Raw genomic sequence first — 15151 nt, forward strand, 5'->3', positions numbered from 1 at the left:
GCGCCTACTTGTCGGAGACGGTGACCTTCTGGTCCTTCTTCAGCTGCCCGAAGAGCTGGTTGGCCTTGGCCATGTCCCACTTCACGGCCACGCCGTCGTTGGGCGTGGGCAGGTTCGCGGTGGCGACGGGCACGGTCATCTGCTGTCCGTCGCCGCCCGTGACGCCCTTCATGGCCCAGAACATGTCCATCAGGTCGAACAGCCCCATGTCCTTGTCGACGATGAGCGTGTCGAGGCCCGAGCCGATCACCGGGTAGAGGCGGAAGGGGTTGAGGACGGTCGAGGGCGAGGCCGCCTGCTTCGCGAGCGTGTTCAGGAACTTCTGCTGATTGCGCATGCGGCCCAGGTCCTGGTCGGCCTCCTGGTGGCGCTGGCGCACGAACGCCAGCGACTGGGCGCCGTCCAGCTCCTGGCAGCCCGCCTTGAAGTCCGCGCCCGAGTCCCGGTCCTTCAGCGGCTTGTCCAGGCACATCTCGACGCCGCCCAGCGCGTCGACCAGGTTGCGGAAGCCGCCGAAGCCGATCTCCGCGTAGTGGTCGATGCGCAGGCCGGTGTTGAACTCGATGGTCTGCGCGAGCAGCTCCGCGCCGCCGTCCGAGTACGCCTGGTTGAGCTTGTGGGTGGACTTCGGGAAGCGCTTGCCGGACTTCTGTCCCGTGAAGGCGGGGATGGTGACCCAGGAGTCGCGCGGCAGACTCAGCATCGTGGTGCCGTTGTCACCGGTGTGCAGGATCATCATCGAGTCGGTGCGCTTGCCGTCCGCCGACCCCGTGTGCAGGTCCTTCTTGTCCTGGTCCGACAGGCCCTCGCGGCTGTCCGAACCGACGATCAGGTAGTTGGTGCCCTCGCCGGCCGGCGGCCGTTCCTTGACCTTGCTCAGGTCCACCTCGTGGCGGAGCTTGGAGTCGGCCCAGAAGTACGTGCCGACCGAGACCGCCAGCAGCACGACGACGAAGGTCACCAGACCGATCTTGATGCGTCTGCGCCAGTCCGGGCGCGCGGTGCGCTGCGGACGGGGGCCGCCCTCGCCGGGACCGCCGGGGCCCCCGGGGCCGCCCGGGCCGTTCGGGGTGCCGCGGCCGTAGACCTGGCCGGTGTTGTACCCGTCACCGGGGCCGCCCTGGCCGACGACGCGGTGGCCGCCGGCGACCGGGGCCTCGTCGTAGCCCTGGGGCGGGCTGTACTGCGCAGGCGGCGCCGCGCGCCGTACGTGCGGCATGGCGCGCGCACCCTCCGGCTCCGCGCCGGCGCCGCCACGCCCGTACGCCTGCCGCCGCTCGTCGCTCCGCCCTCCGGACCAATCGCTCATGGAACGAAGTGTGCCTGTCGGCCGCCCGGCACGGAGATCGTCTACAGGTTCCGGGGGCTGCTGTTGCAGACCTGATGCAATCCGCCCGCGTTCACCCACCCGGCATACAGTGGTGGACATGACCATTCAGGACCACCCGGAGCAGGAGACGGCCGGCAAGCCGACGTCGGCCGCCCGTACGACGCTCTCCCACATCATGACCGGCAGCGACACCAACCTGCTGGGCACCGTCCACGGCGGTGTGATCATGAAACTGGTGGACGACGTCGCCGGCGCCGTGGCCGGCCGGCACTCCGGAGGCCCCGCGGTCACGGCCTCCATGGACGAGATGGCCTTCCTCGAGCCCGTCCGCGTGGGCGACCTCGTGCATGTGAAGGCCCAGGTCAACTGGACGGGGCGGTCCTCCATGGAGGTCGGCGTCCGGGTGCTCGCCGAGCGCTGGAACGAGTCGACGCCCGCCGTCCAGGTCGGCAGCGCGTACCTCGTCTTCGCGGCCGTCGACGAGAACGGCAAGCCCCGGCCCGTGCCGCCGGTGATCCCCGAGACGGAGCGGGACCGGCGGCGCTACCAGGAGGCGCAGATCCGCCGCACGCACCGCCTCGCCCGCCGCCGCGCGATCAAGGAACTGCGGGACGCCCGCGCCGCGGAGGGAATCGAGGACTGAGACGCCGGCCACCGGCATCCGCCGTACCGGCCGCGGCTAGACCAGGCTCTTCTCCGGGCACAGGACCTGGTCTCCCGACACCGCCGGCTGGCGCCGGCCCGTCCCCGGGCGCGGCGGCTGCGGGGACGAGGGCTGCGAGGCCTCCGGTTTCACCGGGGTCACCGCCCTGAAGTCCGTGCCCACCGTCACCTTCATCAGCGGGCCCTGGCCCGGCACGGGGCGCAGCTCCGCGTCCGGCAGGGCCGACGCGAGCGTACGGACCGACTGGTCCCAGCGCGGGTCGTACTGGATCAGCGTGCGCGGGACCGGCGCCCCGGCCGCGTCCGCGGGCTGCCCCGTCGTGGCGAAGCCCAGCGCCCGCAGCGCCCGGTCCGTCTCGCGGGCGAGCCCCCGCCGCCCGGAGCCGTTGTAGACCTGGATGCGCACCTGCCCCGGCGCCTGCCCCGGCACCGCCTGCGAGGGCGACGGCGCGGGCGCGGCCCCCGGCCCCGGCGGCTTGGCGTCGTGCGCCTGCCGCTGCGGCCGGGCCGTCAGCGGGCGGTCCTCCCGCAGCGCCTCGAAGAGGCGGGCCGCCGCCTCGTCGTCCCACTTCACGGTCGAGCCGACCCGCGGCACGGGATAGTCCGCGGCCCCCACCGGCACCGAGGCGAACTCCGCGGAGGAGGGCGAGAGGTCCTTCATCGCCCGGCCGAGCCCGATGAGCGTCTCGCCGTCGAAGCCCCGGTCCGCGCGCACCGAGCCCAGCAGGGTCGCGGCCACCTGCTGGAACTTCACCGGGTTCAGCAGCGCCCCGCCGTCCGTCGCCGTGTGCAGCAGCGAGGCCAGGAAGCGCTGCTGCCGCTGCATCCGGCCCAGGTCGGAGGCCCCGTCGAGGTGGCGCGAGCGCACGTACTGCAGGGCCTGCCCGCCGTTGAGGACGCTCGTGCCCTGCGGCAGGTCCAGCCCGCTGTAGGGGTCCCTCAGCGGCCGGGCGGAGCACACCTGGACCCCGCCCACCACGTCCACGGTGCGCATGAAGCTGGTGAAGTCGACCTCCAGGTAGTGATCGACGTGGACGCCGGTGAGCAGCTCCACGGTCCGCACGGTCAGCCCGGGCCCGCCCTCGGCGTAGGCGGCGTTCAGCTTCTGCGCGTGGGCGGGGCGCGGGCGGCCCGCCTCGTCGATGTGCGCGGGGATCTCCGCGTAGGTGTCGCGGGGGAGGGAGACGACGGAGACGCGGTCCCGGGCCGCGGACAGGTGCAGCAGCATCACCGTGTCCGTGCAGTGACAGGCCGTGCCGCCCAGGTGGTAACGGCGCCGCTCCTCGGGGTCGATCCGGTCCCGCGCGTCGGTGCCCACGAGCAGGATGTTCATGCCCTTGCTGACGGCGACGGGCGGCCGGTTCGACAGGCCGCTGAAGGGGTCCACCCGGCCGATGCGGCTGTCGATGTTCGTGACCACCGTGTGCCCGATGCCGCTCGCCGCCAGCACGGCCACGGCGGCGCACGTGGCGAGGCGCAGCCCCCAGCGCGGCCGGCGGGGCGCGCCGTGGCGGGCCCGGCGCGGGCGGGAGCTGGGATCCGGTTCGGTCATGGCGGGGGCCTCCACGACGGACGGGTGCGGGGGGAACGAGGACGGTAAACGTAGGTCAATACGATCAGCGGCCCGCGTCCCCACGCCGCTCCGGACGCCGCTGCCACCCGGGCGGGAGCGTCCGTTCCGCCATTAGCGGTAACGTGACGGGCGACTCCGTCGGCCCTCCCCACCCCGCCGGGGGGACCCCGTATCCCCGAGGAACCATGTCCGAACAGCAGCCGCCCGCCGTTTCCGTGATCATGCCGGTGCTCAATGAGGAGCGGCATCTGCGTACGTCAGTGCGGCACATCCTGGAGCAGGAGTACGCCGGCGAGCTGGAGGTGGTGATCGCCCTCGGCCCGTCCACGGACCGTACGGACGAGATCGCCGCCGAGCTCGTGCGCGAGGACCCCCGGGTCCACACCGTGCCGAACCCGACCGGCCGCACGCCCGCCGCCCTCAACGCCGCGATCAAGGCCTCCCGCCACCCGATCGTGGTGCGCGTGGACGGCCACGGCATGCTGTCGCCGAACTACATTGCGACGGCCGTGCGCCTGCTCGACGAGACCGGTGCGCAGAACGTCGGCGGCATCATGCACGCCGAAGGGGAGAACGCCTGGGAACAGGCCGTCGCCGCGGCGATGACCTCGAAGATCGGCGTCGGTAACGCCGCCTTCCACACCGGCGGCGCCGCCGCCCCCGCCGAGACCGTCTACCTGGGCGTCTTCCGGCGCGAGGTGCTGGAGAAGCTGGGCGGGTACAACGAGGAGTTCATCCGCGCCCAGGACTGGGAGCTGAACTTCCGGATCCGTGAGGACGGCGGGCTGATCTGGTTCTCGCCGGAGCTGAAGGTCTCCTACCGGCCGCGCCCGAGCGTGGCGGCGCTGGCCAAGCAGTACAAGAACTACGGCCGCTGGCGTCACGTCGTGGCCCGCTACCACCAGGGCTCGATCAACCTGCGCTACCTGGCCGCGCCGACCGCCGTCGTCGCCATCGCCGCGGGCCTCGTGGCCGGCGCCGTGGTCACGCCGTGGGGCCTGGTCGTGCCGGCCGGCTACCTGGCGGCGATCACCGCCGGTTCGGTCCCGGCGGGCAAGGGCCTGCCGCTGAAGGCGCGGGCGCAGATCCCCGTCGCGCTGGCGACGATGCACATGTCGTGGGGCTTCGGCTTCCTGACCAGCCCGCGCTCGCTGGCGAAGAAGGTCATCGCCAGCCGGCGGGAGCCGGTGCGGGCGGGCTGACCGCGTTGCTGTGTAAGGGGCGGGCGCCCATGGCGTCCGCCCCTTACACATGCTCAGGTGCGCCTGCTCAGAAACGATTCAGCGAGTTCACCTTCATGCAGGCGGAGGTGTCGTTGCCGTTGAGCGGGTCCGAGCTCTCGGGGGCCTTGTCGTCGGCGTTGCCGGCGTCCTTCTTGGGCTTGTCGTCGTCGCTCTTCTCACCCTTGCCGGACTTGCCGTCGCCCTTCTCCGGCTTGTCGCCCTTCTCGCCCTTGTCGCCCTTGGCGCTCCCGGACGCCTCCGCGTCGTCGCCCTTCGGGTACGTCGTCCCCGAGCGCCAGTCCCCGCCGATCACCAGCGTCAGCCCCTCGACCGCGGTGGACATCCGCACCGCCCGCTCCGGCAGCCCGAGGGCCTTGGCCAGCGCCTCGGCGTCGGCACGCTGGGAGGCCTTGGCGTACCGGAGCGTCGTGTCGGCCTGGGCCTTCGGCGTGGAGTCCGACGTGGCCTTGGTGTAGCCCTGCTTGACGAGCGCCGCGGCGATCTCGGCACCGCGGCCGGTGGCGACGGGCTGGGTGGCGGTGCCGGTGCCGTTGAAGACCGTCACCTCGACGGAACCCTTGGGGGAGGAGGGCGCGGTCGGCGTGGCGGCCTTGTCGTCCTTCTTCTTGTCCTTGCCGTCGAGCGCGATGTCGCGGCGGACGAGGGAGAACAGCTGCTCCGCGTCGCCCGGCTTGGGGACGACGTGGGCGTCGGGGTTCCAGGGGTCCGACACCCACGGCATGGTGGTCATGGTGATCCGGCCGGACGGCACGCGCTTGAGGTCGTCGGCGAGGTCGTAGAGCTTCTTGACCGAGCCGAGGTCCTTGTCGACGGTGAGCGCCTTGGTGGCGGCCTCGGCGAGGTCGGTGAGCTTGTCCGGGTCGCTGAGCTTGGTGCCCGACTTCAGCTGGCGGACCATCGCGTTCATGTACATGTGCTGGGCGTGGGTGCGGCCGATGTCGCTGCCGTCCTCGAAGCCGTGGCGCGTGCGCAGCCACTGCAGGGCCTGCTCGCCCTTGACGTTGTGCGTGCCCTTCTCCAGGCGCAGGCCGGAGTCCTTGTCGTAGACGTTGTTGTCCACGCAGACCGGGACGCCGCCGACGGCGTCGGCCATGCTCACCACGCCCGCGAAGTCGATCATCATGAAGTGGTCGATGGGGATGCCGGTGAGCTCTTCCCAGGCGGCGACGGTGCAGCCCGGCCCGCCGTTCATCAGGCTGGTGTTGATGATCTGCCGGTTCGTCTCCTTGTAGACCGTCCCGTCGTCGGGGTCGGTGCACTTGGGGATCGTGACCCGGGTGTCGCGCGGGACGCTGATGACCGACATGTTGCTGCGGTCGGCCGAGACGTGGACGAGCATCTGGACGTCGGCGAGCGGCTTGCGCCCGGCGTCCTCGCGGGCGCCGCCGAGGGCGACGTTCTCCGCCGAGTTCCGGCTGTCGGAGCCGAGGAGGAGGATGTTCAGCGGGCGCTGGCCCGCGGCGTTGGCGGCGCTGCGGTCGAGGCGCTTGTCGCCGAGGTTGAGCGGGTCCTTCTTGAGGTTGCCGTTGAGGTGCTGGTAGTAGAAGTAGCCGGCGGCCGAGACGCCGAGGACGAGGACCGCGAGGCAGAGCGCGGCCCAGCGGGCTATTCGGGCCGCGCGGGCGCGCCGGCCGCCCGGAGCGCCGGCCTTCCCGCGGCGCCCGGCCTTGCCGGCCTTCCTCCCGCGCCCGGCCTTGCCGGCTTTCTCCTGCTGTGCGTCAGCGGTGTCGGCGTCGCCGGCCCGTGCGTCCTTGCCGCCGTCCTCACGTGCCCCCGGCACGCTCTTGCGTGCCCGCGGCCCGCCCACACTGCTCTGCCGCATCAGGCCTCCCCTAAATGGTGCGTCCGGCCCGATGGGCAGGCGTGTCGTCTCTCATGGATCGGTGGGCGCCCCCTGGGCGCGCGGCAGGGCCGGCCCGCGGTTCAGCAGACCGGCCGTCCGATAGTGAGATGCATCTGGGCGGTGCCTGGGTTCACTTGGCGCAGATGTTCTTGTCGTCCGCTTCGACCCTTTGGATGTCCTCCGGAGCCTTTGCCGGCGCCTGGACGTGGACCGGGGTGCCCGCGGCCTTGAAGTCCGAGCCCAGGGTGAGGGTCATCTCGGCCGGGGCGGTGCCGCCGGAGGTCTCCTTGAGGGCGTCGGAGGGCAGGCCCATCACGTCGGCGACGCGGCGCGCCTGGTCGGCCTGGGCGGGGGCGAATTCCAGGACCGTCTTGTCGGCCTTCTTGCCGTTGCCGCCGTTGCTGCTGCGGACGATGCCCTTGCTGTTCTGCATCCAGCGGACGGCCTCCTGGGCCGCGCCGATCCTGCCGCTGCCGTTGAGGACCTTGACCCGGACGGCCGCGGGCTCCGCGCGGGGGCCCTGCAGCAGGGCCGCCTGCTTGGCGTCGGCCTGCTCCTGCTGCTTCTTCTCCTTCTCCTTCACCTCGGTGAGGGAGACGTCCTGACGGACCATCGCGAACAGCGGCTCGGCCTTCGCCTTGTCGAGGACGACGGTCTTGTGGTTCTTGCCCTCGGCGGGGTTGTCGACGACGGGGACGGTCGCGAAGGTGATGTTCTTGAGGTTGACCCGGCTGAGGTCCTTCGCCAGCTTGGTCAGGTCGCTGACGGATCCTATGCCGGAGTCGACGGTCAGTGACTTCGTGGCCGCGTCGCCCAGGTTGTAGAGCTTCTTGGGGTTGGTGAAGGTGTCGTCGGACTTCATCTCGCGGATCATCGAGCTCAGGAACTGCTGCTGGAGCTTGATCCGGTCCAGGTCGCTCTCGAAGCCGACGCTGTGCCGGGTCCGCACGAACGCGAGCGCGTCCTCGCCCTCGATCTTGTGCCGGCCCTTGCTGAGCTTGAGGTGCGACTTGGGATCGTCGATGTCCTTGGCCAGGCACACCTCGACGCCGCCGACCGCCGACGACATCCTCTTGACGGCGTTGAAGTCGGCCATCATGAAGTGACTGACCTTCAGGCCCGTCAGGGCCTCGACGGTCCGCCAGGTGCAGCCGGGGTCGCGCTCCTCCTGGCCCAGGCTCTCGTTGAAGCGGACGCCCTTCGAGCCGGGGATGGTCTTGGTCTTCCCGTCCTTCTTGGTGGTGCACTCCGGGATGTCGGTGATCATGTCGCGCGGGATGGAGAGCGCGGTGGCGTTCGACCGGTCCTCGGAGACGTGGAAGAGGAGGGTGGTGTCGGCGTGGCCGACGCTGCCCTCGTCGCCGTAGCCCTTGTTGCCCTCGCCGTCACGCTTGTCGGTGCCGATGACCAGGATGTTGACGGGGCCCTTGATGACGGCGCCGTTGTTGATGCCGACGTCGACCTTGTTCAGGTTGTTGTTGAAGTGCTCGTAGAGCAGGTAGGCGCCCACCGAGCCGCCGACCAGGATGAACGCCAGCGTCCCTCCGGTCCACAGCAGGGCCTTCTTCTTGCCGGACTTCTTCGGCTTGGGCTTGCGCCTGCCCGTCGCGGGTTTGACCGATGCCTTGGTCCCCGCCTTGGCGCCACCGCGCCGGCCGGTGACGCGCGGGCCCGGCACGTCCCGCCGGCCGCCGCCGGGCGCCGCCTTCGGGCGCGGTGCCGGGCTCGGGACGGCCTTCGAGGACGGCACGAAGGAGCTGGCCGGGCCGGAGGGATCGGTGATGTCCGAGGGGGGCGAGCTCGGCCCCGGGGCCGGATCCGCCCCGTCGGCATGGTCGAGACGCAGCTCGTAGCTGCCGGTTTTGGGGTCGAAGACCCACTGGTCGGCGGGGTCGATACCGCCCGCCCGCCCACGGCCTTGCGCGTCCACGGTCGCTTGAATCCTCCGTCGGTGCCACGCGGCGCCTCCCCCCCGAGGCGCTCGGTCACGTCGTCTGTGCAGTGCGCGGTCAGCCCGGCCGTGCGCACCGGATCGCTCACACTATCCGCCCAGTTCAGCGTCAAGCGACGCCGGTGACAAATTCCACTCCCCTACAACTGGGCAATCTGCTCAATCCATTCGCCGACCCGGAAGTCCTGTACGCGAATTTCGAGCGATTCATCCACAGATGCCGCGTGCGGCCGTGGTTCCTTCGTAGGTGGGGGGAGCGGTGCCCGGCGCGGTGCCGGCGGGGGCCGCCGGGGCGCTCGCGGGCGCGGGTGATCCGCCGCCGGAGGGCGGGGGCGTGCCGTTGCGGCCGGTGGTTCCGTGCGGGGTGCGGGGAGCGCCGGGCCCGGCCGGTCCCGCTCCGGCCCCGCCGGTGCCCGGAGTCTGCGCCGATCCGCCGGTTCCCGTGTTTCCCCCCGTCCCTGACGGCCCCTCGGGGCTGCCGGGCCCCTCGGGGCTCACCTGGCCCCCCGGCCCCTCCGGTCCGTCCGGCCCCTCCTCGGCTCCCGGCTTGCCGGCTCCGGGTCTGCTGTCCCCGGGCTTGTTCTCCGCCGCGCGGACGTTTCCGGTCACCGAGACCGGCCGGTCCTCACGCAGTTGCCTGAAGAGCTGGTCGGCGTCGGGCTGCACCAGTTCGTCCCGGTTGGGGTTGTACGGGTACGGGCGGCGCGGCACGGTCAGGAACTGCGCGCGCTCGCTCGGGACGGTGCGGACGGTGCGCACCAGGTCGTACATCTTGCGCAGCGAGTCGAGCCCGGCGTCCGTGGTGAGCGAGGACGTCGCGGCGTCCAGCACCGGGTAGAGCCGCGTGGGGTTGAGCAGCACCCCGTCGCTCTGCATCTCCTTGAACAGCGCGCCGAGGAACTGCTGCTGGCGCCCCATCCGCTCGGTGTCGCTGCCGCCGCCGAGGCTGTAGCGGGCCCGGACGTACCCGAGCGCCTGTTCGCCGTCGAGGGTCTGGCGGCCGGCCGGCAGCTTCAGCCGCGCCTCCTGGTCGTCGACGGCCTGCTTGAGGCACACCTCGACCCCGTCCACCGCATCGACCAGGCGTTTGAAGCCGTTGAAGTCCACGATCACGTGGTGGGTGATGCGGATGCCGCTGAGCTTCTCGACCGTGCGGATCGTGCAGGCCGGGCCCGCCTGCTCGAACGCCCAGTTGAACTGCGCGAAGCGCTCGTTCGTCTCGGTGCCGTCGGGCCGCCGGCACCGGGGGATCATCGACATCAGGTCGCGCGGCAGGCTGACGGCGGTCGAGCTCTTCCGGTCGGCGGCCACGTGCAGCAGGATCGTGGTGTCCGAGCGCTGCGTGCCGCTGTCCTCGCCGTACTGGCCGTTGCCCGCGCCGCTGCGGGTGTCCGAGCCGATGATCAGGATGTTCTGCGCGCCCTTGACCAGGGCCGTGGGGCGCTCCTTCTCCCAGCGCCGCAGCTCGTCCGCGGTGGCCGTGTCGGTCCTGATGTTGCCGTTGAGCCGCTCGTAGAGGTACAAGCCCACCGCGACCACGGCCAGGAGCGCGAGCACCGTGCCCAGGGCCAGCCAGCGCAGCCAGCGGCGGCGCCGCCGGGGCGCGGGCGGCCGCTCGTCCGGCTCCTCGAAGAAGGCGGAGCAGGACGGCGTCGCCGGGGGGCCGGGCCTTCCTGGGCTCTGGGTCACGGTTGCGCTGCGTCCTCCTCGGGGACCGGCGTACGAAGTCCGTACGCCGATCATCGCCCGGGTGCGGCGCCGCGGCAGCGTCAGAGGGCCGTCACGGTGACGCGCTCACTCTCCCGGCGCTTGTCGAGGCCGCCGCCGGAGAGCCGGTCGAGGTGACGGCAGAGCACCACCGAGCCGCCGGAGGCGAGCGGGGCGAACAGTCCGGCGGACAGGCCGTCCCAGGAGTCGTAGGGCAGCCCGGAGAGCATGCGCGAGCCCGCGCCGAGCCCGTGCTGGTGGGCGTCGGTGCGGGCCCGCTCCACGAGCTGGGCGCCGGTCAGCTCCAGGCCGCCGACGGCGAGCGCCGGGGCGCCCGGGTCGACCGGGGCGTACGGGGCGAAGCGGTCGCCCTGGGCGGGCACCTCGACGGCGTAGTCGGTGAAGCCCGCGGGCGGCTGGGGGAACCGGCCGCCCAGGGGGCGCAGGGCCAGCGCCACGCGCTCGCCCGAGCACGCACGCGCCTCCTCCAGCGTGTCGGGCCCGCTGACGACGAGGTCCGCGGCGGCCGGGTCGCCGCCGACGTCGGCCAGCACGCCGACGGACGAGCAGGCCAGCAGCCACACGGCCGTCTGCCAGTGGGCGGGCAGCAGCAGGGCGAGCCGGTCGCCCGGCTCGGCGGCGAGATCGCCCTGGAGGAGATTGGCGGTCTTCGCCACCCAATTGGCGAAGGTGGCCACGGACAATTCCACGCGCTCGCCGGTGGCGTCGTCGTAGAAGGTCACGAGCGGGCGGGAGGGATCCGCGGAGAGCGCGGATCGCAGCAGGTCGGCGGGGGTGCGATCGGTGGCGTTCATCGGCGCCAGCGTACGCGGCGGGCGGGCGCGGGTCCGCCGGAAGAACGAGGCCGAAGGGGTACGGCGGGAACCCGCGGGACCAGGTGACGCCCCCGCGGACTCACATGACGAATGGACAGATTTACCCGGTTATGTCCAAGATTTTCAGCATGCGTGGAATCCTTGTCTCGACGACCGTGACCGCCTGCGCCGCCGCCCTCACCCTGCCCTTCCTCGCCGCCCCCTCCTCAGCGTCGTCCGCCTCCTCCGGCACCCGCGACCCGGGCCTGCCCGCGCGCTCCGTGCCGGGAAGCACCCAGTCGCTGCCGCTGGTCCCGCTGCACGGCCGGAGCCGCACGGCGGGCCCCGAGCCCACCGGGGAGCAGGGCCTGCCGCAGCTGGAGGTCAAGCCCTTCTCGCTGGTCGGCATCGTGTGGGACGACGCCGCGGCCGAGCTCCGCGGCCACGCCCAGGTGCGCACCCGCCCCGTCGGCGGCCGCGACTGGGCGGCGTGGCAGGAGATCTCGACGCACGACGACGACCGTCCCGACAGCGACTCCGCCGAGGGCCGCGCCGGGCGGCTGCGCGGATCCACCGCGCCCCTGTGGGTCGGCGCGTCCGACGCCATCCAGGTCCGCGTGCGCCCCGAGGAGGCCACCGGCCGCACCCCGGCCGGCGCCCTGCCCCGCGGCCTGCGCCTCGAACTGGTCGACCCCGGCGCGGACCGCACCCGCTCCGCCGCGCCCCCCGTCCCCAGCGAGAACGAGCTCGCCGCCTCCGCCGCCAACGTCCCGCTCGCCCCCCTCGGCGCCACCGAGATCCCCGCGCTCGGCAAGCCGGACTCCGAGGGCGACGTCGAATACACCGGCACCGGCGAGCAGCAGCTGGATGACGAGGAGTCCGACGATCAGGCCGACGGCGATCAGGGCGGCGGCGACGGCTACGACTCCGAGGACTACGGCCGCCCCAGCAGCAGCGGCGTCGACGGCCGCTACGTCGGCCCGCGCCCGCGCATCGTCACCCGGGCCGGCTGGGGCGCCGACGAGTCCCTGCGCGAATCCGGTTTCGCCTACACGGGAGCCGTCCGCGCGGCCTTCGTCCACCACACGGCCTCCGGCAACCGCTACTCCTGCTCGCAGTCCGCGTCCGTCATCCGCGGTATCTACCGCTACCACGTTGTGAGCAGTGGCTGGCGGGACGTGGGCTACAACTTCCTCATCGACAAGTGCGGCACGGTCTACGAGGGACGTGCGGGGGGCGTGGCCAAGGCCGTCAAGGGCGCGCACACCCTCGGTTTCAACAGCAACAGCATGGGCATCGCCGTTCTCGGAACGTACGGAACCACCAGTCCGTCCTCCGCGGCGGTCGACGCGGTGGCGGACCTCACCGCTTGGAAGCTCGGGCTGTTCGGCGCCAACCCGGCCGGCACCGCGAGCCTGGTGTCCGGAGGCGGAAATCGGTTCAAAAAGGGGACCAAGGTCAGGCTCAAGGCCATCTCCGGGCACCGCGACGGCTTCGCCACGGACTGCCCCGGTGACCGCCTCTACGGCAGGCTCGGCACCGTCCGCTCCGTCGCGGCCCGCCTCCAGGGCCGCTGACCTGGCGCGGGGGCACCCTCCGGTCTGCATACACTGGCCGCCGATCACGGCCCGGCCCCAGCAGGAAGCAGAGACGACAAGGTGACAGAAGCCATCCTCCTGGTCGGCGGCAAGGGAACCCGGCTGCGCCCGCTCACGATGAACACGCCCAAACCCATGGTCCCCGCGGCGGGCGTCCCCTTCCTGACGCACCAGCTGGCCCGGGCCCGCGCGGCGGGCGTGGAGCACATCGTGCTGGCCACGTCCTACCTGGCGGAGGTCTTCGAGCCGTACTTCGGCGACGGATCGGACCTCGGCCTGCACCTGGAGTACGTCACCGAGGAGGAGCCGCTCGGCACCGGCGGCGCCATCCGCAACGTCGCCTCCAAGCTCCGCTCGGCCCCCGACGAGCCCGTCCTGATCTTCAACGGGGACATCCTCACGGGCCTGGACATCGAGGCCCTCGTGACGACCCACCGCACGACCGGCGCGGACGTCTCCCTGCACCTGACGCGGGTCGAGGACCCCCGGGCCTTCGGCCTGGTCCCGACCGACGGGACGGGCCGGGTGACGGCCTTCCTGGAGAAGCCGCAGACCCCCGAGGAGATCGTCACCGACCAGATCAACGCGGGCGCGTATGTCTTCAACCGCTCGGTGATCGACGAGATCCCCACGGGCCGCCCCGTCTCCGTCGAGCGCGAGACCTTCCCCGGCCTCCTCGCCGCCGGCGCCCACCTCCAGGGCATGGTCGACTCCACGTACTGGCTGGACCTGGGCACGCCGCAGGCCTTCGTGCGGGGCTCGGCCGACCTGGTCATGGGCCGGGCGCCGTCCCCCGCGGTCCCCGGCCGCTGCGGCGACCGGCTGGTCCTGGACACCGCCGAGGTCGCCCCGGACGCCAAGCTCACCGGCGGCACGGTCATCGGCGCCGGCGCGCGGGTGGAGCCGGGCGCGCGGGTCGACGGCAGCACGGTGCTGGACGGCGCGGTCATCGAGGCCGGCGCCCAGGTCCGCGACTCGCTCGTGGGCGCCGGCGCGCGCATCGGGGCGCGGACGGTGCTGGACGGCGCGGTGATCGGCGACATGGCCCGCATCGGGGCGGACAACGAGCTGCGCGCGGGCGCCCGGGTCTGGTGCGAGGCGGAGATCCCGGCGTCGGCGATCAGGTTCTCGTCGGACCAGTAGAACCCGGCCGAACCCGGCATAAACGAGCAAACAACCGGACGTACCCTGGCAGGATGAAAACCCGCACCTGGACCCCACCGGCGGCCTACGACCTGGGCCGCACGCTGGGCGTCCTGGCGCGGGGCCCGGGCGACCCGGCGTACAGGAAGGGCCCGGACGGCTCGGTGTGGCGGGCGAGCCGCACCCCCGAGGGCCCGGGCACGCTGCACCTGACCGCGCAGGACGGGCGCATCCACGCCGAGGCCTGGGGCCCGGGTGCCGACCGTCTGCTGGAAACGCTCCCGGCCCTCCTGGGCGCCGAGGACGACCCGGGAGCGTTCACCCCCCGCCACCGCCTGGTCCATGAGGCGCACCGCCGCCACCCGGGCCTCCGGCTGGCCCGCACGGGCCTCGTCCTCGAATCGCTGATCCCCTCCGTCCTGGAACAGAAGGTCACGAGCGATGAGGCGTACCGGGCCTGGCGCCTCCTGCTGCAGCAGCACGGCGAACCGGCCCCGGGCCCGGCCCCCCGCATGAGGGTGATGCCGAGCGCGCGGGACTGGGCGATGATCCCGTCCTGGGACTGGCACAAGGCGGGCGTCGACGGCAAGCGCTCGGCAACGATCGTCCGAGCGGCACGGGCGGCGGCACGCCTGGAGGAAGCAGCCGCCATGGACGACGCGCAGGCGGTAAGGCGCCTGCAGGCGATCCCGGGCATAGGCCCATGGACGGCCGCCGAAACGCTCCAGCGCAGCAACGGCTCCCCGGACGCCGTCACGGTGGGCGACCTGCACCTCCCGAAGATCATCGGCTACGCCCTCACGGGTGCGAGGGGCACCGACGACGAGAGGATGCTGGCCCTCCTCACCCCGTACGAGGGCCAGCGCCACAGGGCGTGCCGCCTGATCCTCCTGAGCGGAGTGACCCCGCCCCGCAGAGCCCCCCGCTACTCGGTGAACGACATCAGGGCCCTCTGACGACGGAGAGCCAGCCGAGGAACGAGGGGAGGGCGCCGGGGCCGCAGGGACAGCCCCCGCTACTCGGTGAACGACATCAGGCCCTGACGACGGAGGGCCGCGGCCGAGGACCGACGGAGGGCGCCGGGGCCGCAGGGGCAGCCCCCCGCTACTCGGTGAACGGCATCAGGGCCCTCTGACGACGGAGAGCCAGCCGAGGAACGAGGGGAGGGCGCCGGGGCCGCAGGGGCAGGGTCCTGGACGCTGACGTGTATTTGTGGCGCCAATCGCCGGGTAAGGCTGCGGCGGGGCCGAGGGCGCCGTAAATATACGGTCCAGGGCCCTGCCC

The 15151-nt window shown here is 72.5% G+C and carries 11 protein-coding genes; 5 read left to right on the forward strand and 6 right to left on the reverse strand.

The window, feature by feature from the left end:
• Positions 1 to 4 precede the first annotated feature (4 nt).
• A complete protein-coding gene (locus tag ACSNOG_RS20505) occupies positions 5 to 1309 on the reverse strand; it encodes an LCP family protein (protein WP_436754124.1) in 1305 nt (434 codons plus the stop codon).
• A 118-nt stretch (positions 1310 to 1427) separates the two neighbouring features.
• Here ACSNOG_RS20505 and ACSNOG_RS20510 point away from each other — a divergent pair, with 118 nt between their 5' ends.
• On the forward strand, positions 1428 to 1973 hold the full coding sequence (locus tag ACSNOG_RS20510; RefSeq protein ID WP_436754125.1) for an acyl-CoA thioesterase: 546 nt from the start codon (positions 1428 to 1430) through the stop codon (positions 1971 to 1973).
• A gap of 36 nt (positions 1974 to 2009) precedes the next feature.
• Here the strand turns inward: ACSNOG_RS20510 and ACSNOG_RS20515 are convergent, their stop codons facing one another.
• The gene (locus ACSNOG_RS20515; RefSeq protein ID WP_436754126.1) at positions 2010 to 3545 is read right to left on the reverse strand and encodes an LCP family protein; all 1536 of its coding nucleotides are present in this window, start codon (positions 3543 to 3545) and stop codon (positions 2010 to 2012) included.
• Between the two features lie 206 nt (positions 3546 to 3751).
• Between ACSNOG_RS20515 and ACSNOG_RS20520 the strand changes: the two genes are divergently transcribed.
• On the forward strand, positions 3752 to 4768 hold the full coding sequence (locus tag ACSNOG_RS20520; protein WP_436754127.1) for a glycosyltransferase family 2 protein: 1017 nt from the start codon (positions 3752 to 3754) through the stop codon (positions 4766 to 4768).
• Positions 4769 to 4835: 67 nt separating this feature from the next.
• On the opposite strand, the gene ACSNOG_RS20525 is transcribed toward ACSNOG_RS20520, so the two are convergent.
• The 4 genes from ACSNOG_RS20525 to ACSNOG_RS20540 all read right to left on the reverse strand — a co-directional run bounded on the left by ACSNOG_RS20525 (position 4836) and on the right by ACSNOG_RS20540 (position 11126).
• Positions 4836 to 6632, reverse strand: a complete 1797-nt coding sequence (locus tag ACSNOG_RS20525) for an LCP family protein (RefSeq protein ID WP_436754128.1) — start codon at positions 6630 to 6632, stop codon at positions 4836 to 4838.
• Positions 6633 to 6783: 151 nt separating this feature from the next.
• The gene (locus ACSNOG_RS20530; RefSeq protein WP_436754129.1) at positions 6784 to 8583 is read right to left on the reverse strand and encodes an LCP family protein; all 1800 of its coding nucleotides are present in this window, start codon (positions 8581 to 8583) and stop codon (positions 6784 to 6786) included.
• Between the two features lie 228 nt (positions 8584 to 8811).
• Positions 8812 to 10293 carry an LCP family protein gene (locus ACSNOG_RS20535; protein ID WP_436754130.1) on the reverse strand — a complete coding sequence of 494 codons (1482 nt, stop codon included), beginning with the start codon at positions 10291 to 10293 and terminating at the stop codon, positions 8812 to 8814.
• 80 nt (positions 10294 to 10373) lie between these two features.
• Positions 10374 to 11126, reverse strand: a complete 753-nt coding sequence (locus tag ACSNOG_RS20540; protein WP_436754131.1) for a TIGR03089 family protein — start codon at positions 11124 to 11126, stop codon at positions 10374 to 10376.
• A 149-nt stretch (positions 11127 to 11275) separates the two neighbouring features.
• Here ACSNOG_RS20540 and ACSNOG_RS20545 point away from each other — a divergent pair, with 149 nt between their 5' ends.
• From ACSNOG_RS20545 to ACSNOG_RS20555, 3 genes are all read left to right on the forward strand, one after another.
• Positions 11276 to 12703, forward strand: coding sequence for a peptidoglycan recognition protein family protein (locus ACSNOG_RS20545; RefSeq protein WP_436754132.1), 1428 nt, complete (start codon positions 11276 to 11278; stop codon positions 12701 to 12703).
• 81 nt (positions 12704 to 12784) lie between these two features.
• A complete protein-coding gene (locus ACSNOG_RS20550) occupies positions 12785 to 13867 on the forward strand; it encodes a sugar phosphate nucleotidyltransferase (protein WP_436754133.1) in 1083 nt (360 codons plus the stop codon).
• 53 nt (positions 13868 to 13920) lie between these two features.
• Positions 13921 to 14823: a DNA-3-methyladenine glycosylase family protein gene (locus ACSNOG_RS20555; RefSeq protein ID WP_436754134.1), complete on the forward strand. Its 903-nt coding sequence runs from the start codon at positions 13921 to 13923 to the stop codon at positions 14821 to 14823.
• Positions 14824 to 15151 lie beyond the last annotated feature (328 nt).

The organism is Streptomyces sp. URMC 124 (assembly GCF_051386455.1).
Taxonomy (GTDB): Bacteria; Actinomycetota; Actinomycetes; order Streptomycetales; family Streptomycetaceae; genus Streptomyces.